This is a genomic window from Mycobacterium sp. TH-M103 (assembly GCF_057473785.1).
On sequence record NZ_JBYCLG010000318.1, the window covers coordinates 1 to 4,453 of the forward strand.

Sequence of the window (4,453 nt, forward strand, 5' to 3'; positions counted from 1 at the left end):
CGTCCTCGTCGCCGGGAAACCACGGTTCCAGCTCGGTCGGGATGGTGTTGACGTAGTCGGTGGACGTCAGCGCCGGGATGGCCACCCGCTGCTCGCCGGCCCGTTCCAGCAGCCGCAACATGATGTAGCGGGCCCGCGCCGGACCCGAGCGCTCCAGCAGCTGGTCAAAGGACTCCAGCCACTCCGAGGTCTCCTCGGGGTCGATGTCGGGCAAGTAGGAGGCCACACCTTCGCGGATCACCCGAACGCGGTCGGGTTCGCTTGCGCTGCTTGGGTTTTTCGCCAGATCGTGGCGCGCGAACTCGGTGGTCAACGCACTGCTCCTGTGTTCTGCGGGACGTGTGGCTTTGCGGTGCACCGCACCTGGTCTCCCTATCGTGCCGCACCGGCGTTCGGGGCGGGAACCCGCCGTCCATCCGCCGCGCAACGTTCACCCGGCCCGGCGATCCGGTGCGTCGGGAGGTTGCCGAATGTCGTCACCCGGTAACGTCAGCACCCGTGCTCATCGGATGGCGCGGGGTCCCTCGCGCGCGCGTGGGGGACCTGCGCAGGCGGGGTGCCCTGGCGCTGGGCTGCGCGGCGGCGGCCCTGATGGGCGTGCTCGGTCTGGTGGCCGGGTGCACCACGGTCACCAACGGCACGGCGACGCCCGACACCAACCTGGCCCCGGCCTACCGGCAATCGGTCTCGGCGTCGGTGTCGGCCTCGCAGGCGACCTCGAGCAGCCGGGAGTCGCAGCGGCAGCAGTCGCTGACGACCAGGGCGGTCCGCAGCTCCTGCGATTCGCTCGCCACCGCGAGCAAAGACGCGATCGACAAGGTGAACGAGTTCGTGGCCGCGTTCAATGCGGGCCGCAGCACCGGCCCGACCGAGGGACCGGCCATCGCGGCGCTCAACGACAGCGCCGCGAAGGTCCTCGACAGCTTCAACGACGCGCTGTCCCAGCAGCTCAAAGACGCCTTCAACGCCTACGCCGACGCGGCGCACGCGGTGGCGAACGCCATCGGGACCCACGCGCCGACCGGCGAGTTCAACAAGCGGGTCGACCAGCTCAACGACGCCAAGACCAAGGCGCTCAAGCTGTGCCTGGCCTCGTTCTGAGGGGTTCTGAGAAGCTCCTGCCAGCCGATTCCCAGGGCAGCTCCTGAGTAGAGGTATGGACCCGGTGCCGGCTGTGCGACGATAATCCCCATCGCACGGCGCGGACGAATACAAGGAGGCTCCACGGTGGTCGCGGCGGATCACGCTCGCAAATTGGGCATCCAACGAGACCAAGTCGTCCAGGAGTGGGGTTGGGACGAAGACACCGACGACGACATCCGCGCCGCGGTCGAGGAGGCCTGCGGCAGTGAGCTGCTCGACGAGGACACCGACGAGGTCGTCGACGTCGTGCTGCTGTGGTGGCGCGACGGCGACGGGGACCTGGTGGACACGCTGATGGATGCCATCAGCCCGCTGGCCGAGGACGGGGTGATCTGGGTGCTGACGCCCAAGACCGGCAAACCCGGTCACGTGCTGCCCGCCGACATCGCCGAGGCGGCGCCGACCGCGGGCCTGATGCCGACCTCGTCGGTCAACCTGGGGGACTGGGCCGCCAGCCGGCTGGTCCAGCCCAAATCCCGGGCCGGGAAGCGTTGATGCTGCCGGTCGGAGCCACCGCCCCGGATTTCACGTTGCGTGACCAGAATCAGCAGCGCGTGACCCTCAGCGGCTACCGCGACGCCAAGAACGTCCTGCTGGTGTTCTTCCCGCTGGCGTTCACCGGGATCTGCCAGGGCGAACTGGACGCGGTGCGCGATCATCTGCCCGACTTCGAGAACGACGACCGCGCGGTGCTGGCCATCTCGGTGGGCCCGCCGCCCACACACAAGATCTGGGCGATCCAGAGCGGGTTCCTGTTTCCGGTGCTGTCGGATTTCTGGCCGCACGGCGAGGTCAGCCAGGCCTACGGCGTGTTCAACGACGACGCCGGCTACTCCAATCGCGGCACCTTCGTCGTGGATCGGTCCGGGATCATCCGGTTCGCGGAGTGCAAGCAGCCCGGCGAGGCGCGCGACCAGCGCCTCTGGACCAAGGCGCTGGCGGCTTTGCAGGATTGAGGTTCCGGCGAGCGCGCGTGTCTCTGTACGGCGACACGCCGCGTGGGGCGTACAAGCGCGCCCGCGCGCCGGGTTTGGGTACTTGCGCTGGGGGCGTGTAGCCTCCGGCGGGCATGGGGGCGCGTAGCTCAGTGGTAGAGCTCTGGTTTTACACACCAGCGGTCGGCGGTTCGATACCGTCCGCGCCCACCAAGAAATACCTGCTGGGGGCAATGGATACGCCGCCCGCAGTTATCGCCGATGTTCGGCTTCGCTCGCCTGGTGCAGGGCAGCCATGATCGCCTCACGAGTGGGTAAGTCGAGTCGGCAAGATCGTCCAATCGGCACTGCGCCAGCGCGCATTACGTCGGCGCCGTTGACGACAACCGACGGTGACGGGAAGTCCCCGACGTGTTCGGTGATCGGCACGTCGATTCCCAGTGAGCCGAGGCACTCGGCCAGGGTCTCGCGTGTGGCGGCGGCGTTTGGGCATCCGGGATGGCTGAGAAGCTCGATTTGCATGGTCTGGTGGCCCCTTCCCATCTCACGGCCAAAGCGGTCGTCCAGTCAAGGATGCCAGGACGCGGGACTCCGCAGCTACGGATTCCAGGCGATTATCGACGGTGGGAACACTTGAACGAGCCGACCCCCGTTGGGCCGAAAGCGCCAGGCAGGAAACGACGGGAGCGGTTTTCGATCTTCGTCGTACCGGCTCTTGTCGGCGGCACTGAACGTGGCGATAAAGATTCACACACCAGCGGTCGGTGGTTCGATACCGTCCGCGCCCACGCGGGTTGACGCGGCGTCGCCGCGACCGATATGGCAGTCTCGGGGACGTGGACGAGCATCCGGATTTTCAGACTGCCGGTGCGGGCCGGACGGCGGCGCCCGTGCGGCCCGCTGTCCCAGGCCGGAACCGATGGACATGGTCCGGACGCTGATGGCCGACGCCCACCGCCGCGTCAGCGACCTCGAGCGGGCCGGCGGGAAGGCCGGCCACCGGCCGCGCTCCGATGATGACGACTGGTGACACGGTGAAGCCGTTCCACATCGACGTATCCGACGACGTGCTGGGGGATCTGAGCTCGCGCCTGGCGCGCACCCGCTGGCCCGAGGCCGAATGCGTGGACGACTGGAGTCAGGGCATCCCGCTGGACTACACCCGCGTGTTGGCCGGCTACTGGGCCGACGAATACGATTGGCGCTCCCGCGAGGCCGCGCTGAACCGCTTCGACCAGTTCACCACCGAAATCGACGGGCTGGACATCCATTTCATCCATCAGCGCTCACCGCACCCCGATGCGTTCCCGCTGCTGATCACGCACGGCTGGCCCGGCTCGATCGTGGAGTTCCAGAAGGTGATAGAGCCCCTGACCAACCCGGCGTCCGGCCGCGCCGAAGACGCGTTTCACGTTGTGTGCCCGTCACTTCCGGGCTACGGCTTCTCCGGGAAGCCCACCCGCACCGGGTGGGGCGTCGAGCGGATCGCGCACGCGTGGGAGACGCTCATGGGCCGCCTCGGCTACCAGCGGTACGGCGCGCAGGGCGGCGACTGGGGCGCGGCCGTCACCACCCAGATCGGCCGCAACCGCGGACGCTGCGCGGCCATCCACCTGAACATGCCGATCGGGCGCCCGACCCCCGAAGCGCTGAAGAACCCGACCGAAGAGGAACAGCGGGCCCTGGCCGCGCTCGCCGCACACCGCAAGTGGGGCACCGGCTACTCCAAGCAGCAGTCCACTCGGCCGCAGACGCTGGGCTACGGGCTCGTCGATTCGCCGGTGGGCCAACTGGCGTGGATCGTCGAGAAGTTCTGGGCCTGGATGGATTGCGACGGCAACCCGGAGAACGTGCTGAGCCGCGACGAGTTGCTCGACAACGTGATGGTGTACTGGGTGACGGGCACGGCCACCTCCTCGGCCCGTCTCTACTGGGAGAGCTTCCGGGTGTGGGAGCAGCAGGACAGGGTCGAATTGCCCACGGGCGTCGCGGCTTTCCCGGGCGAGCTGATGAAGCCGCCGCGGTCTTGGTGCGAACCGGCCTACAACATCACGCGCTGGACGGCCATGCCGCGCGGCGGGCACTTCGCGGCCTTCGAGCAGCCAGAGCTGTTCGTCGAGGATTTGCGCGCGTTCTTCGCCACGGTGCGGTGAGCGGCCCGTCCGCCCGCCGGCACGATATGGCTGTATGGCTGAGCTGATAAGGTCAGCCATATGAAGACCACCGTGAATCTCCCGGACGAGCTGTTCCGCGAGGCGCAACAACTCGCCCGCCGGGAACAGACGACGTTGCGGGAGTTGATCGAGAGCGGCCTGCGCGCGGTGATCAAGCAGCGCTCCGGCGCCGAGTCTTTCGTACTCACCGACGCCAGCGTC

At 68.1% G+C, this 4,453-nt stretch carries 5 protein-coding genes, 1 tRNA gene and 1 pseudogene; 6 read left to right on the forward strand and 1 reads right to left on the reverse strand.

Annotation, left to right across the window (positions count from 1 at the left end; genetic code table 11):
- Positions 1 to 313, reverse strand: a pseudogene (locus tag AC2VOR_RS17535) (pyruvate dehydrogenase (acetyl-transferring), homodimeric type); the annotation flags it as partial.
- 185 nt (positions 314 to 498) lie between these two features.
- Here AC2VOR_RS17535 and AC2VOR_RS17540 point away from each other — a divergent pair.
- The 6 genes from AC2VOR_RS17540 to AC2VOR_RS17565 all read left to right on the forward strand — a co-directional run.
- A complete protein-coding gene (locus AC2VOR_RS17540; protein ID WP_369738220.1) occupies positions 499 to 1,101 on the forward strand; it encodes a hypothetical protein in 603 nt (200 codons plus the stop codon).
- Between the two features lie 126 nt (positions 1,102 to 1,227).
- Complete coding sequence (locus AC2VOR_RS17545) at positions 1,228 to 1,638, forward strand: DUF3052 domain-containing protein (RefSeq protein ID WP_369738221.1); 411 nt, start codon at positions 1,228 to 1,230, stop codon at positions 1,636 to 1,638.
- Positions 1,638 to 2,099, forward strand: a complete 462-nt coding sequence (locus AC2VOR_RS17550) for a peroxiredoxin (protein ID WP_369738222.1) — start codon at positions 1,638 to 1,640, stop codon at positions 2,097 to 2,099. The genes AC2VOR_RS17545 and AC2VOR_RS17550 overlap by 1 nt, the downstream gene beginning before the upstream one ends.
- A gap of 117 nt (positions 2,100 to 2,216) precedes the next feature.
- Positions 2,217 to 2,291 (forward strand) — tRNA-Val (locus AC2VOR_RS17555).
- An 821-nt stretch (positions 2,292 to 3,112) separates the two neighbouring features.
- On the forward strand, positions 3,113 to 4,231 hold the full coding sequence (locus tag AC2VOR_RS17560; RefSeq protein ID WP_369741538.1) for an epoxide hydrolase family protein: 1,119 nt from the start codon (positions 3,113 to 3,115) through the stop codon (positions 4,229 to 4,231).
- Between the two features lie 60 nt (positions 4,232 to 4,291).
- The coding region (locus AC2VOR_RS17565; RefSeq protein WP_486964219.1) for a type II toxin-antitoxin system VapB family antitoxin at positions 4,292 to 4,453 on the forward strand (162 nt) is incomplete at its 3' end.

Coding starts and splice junctions, on each gene's coding strand:
- AC2VOR_RS17550 (WP_369738222.1), top strand. CDS start 1,638: ATGCTGCCGGTCGGAGCCACCGCCCCGGATTTCACGTTGCGTGACCAG.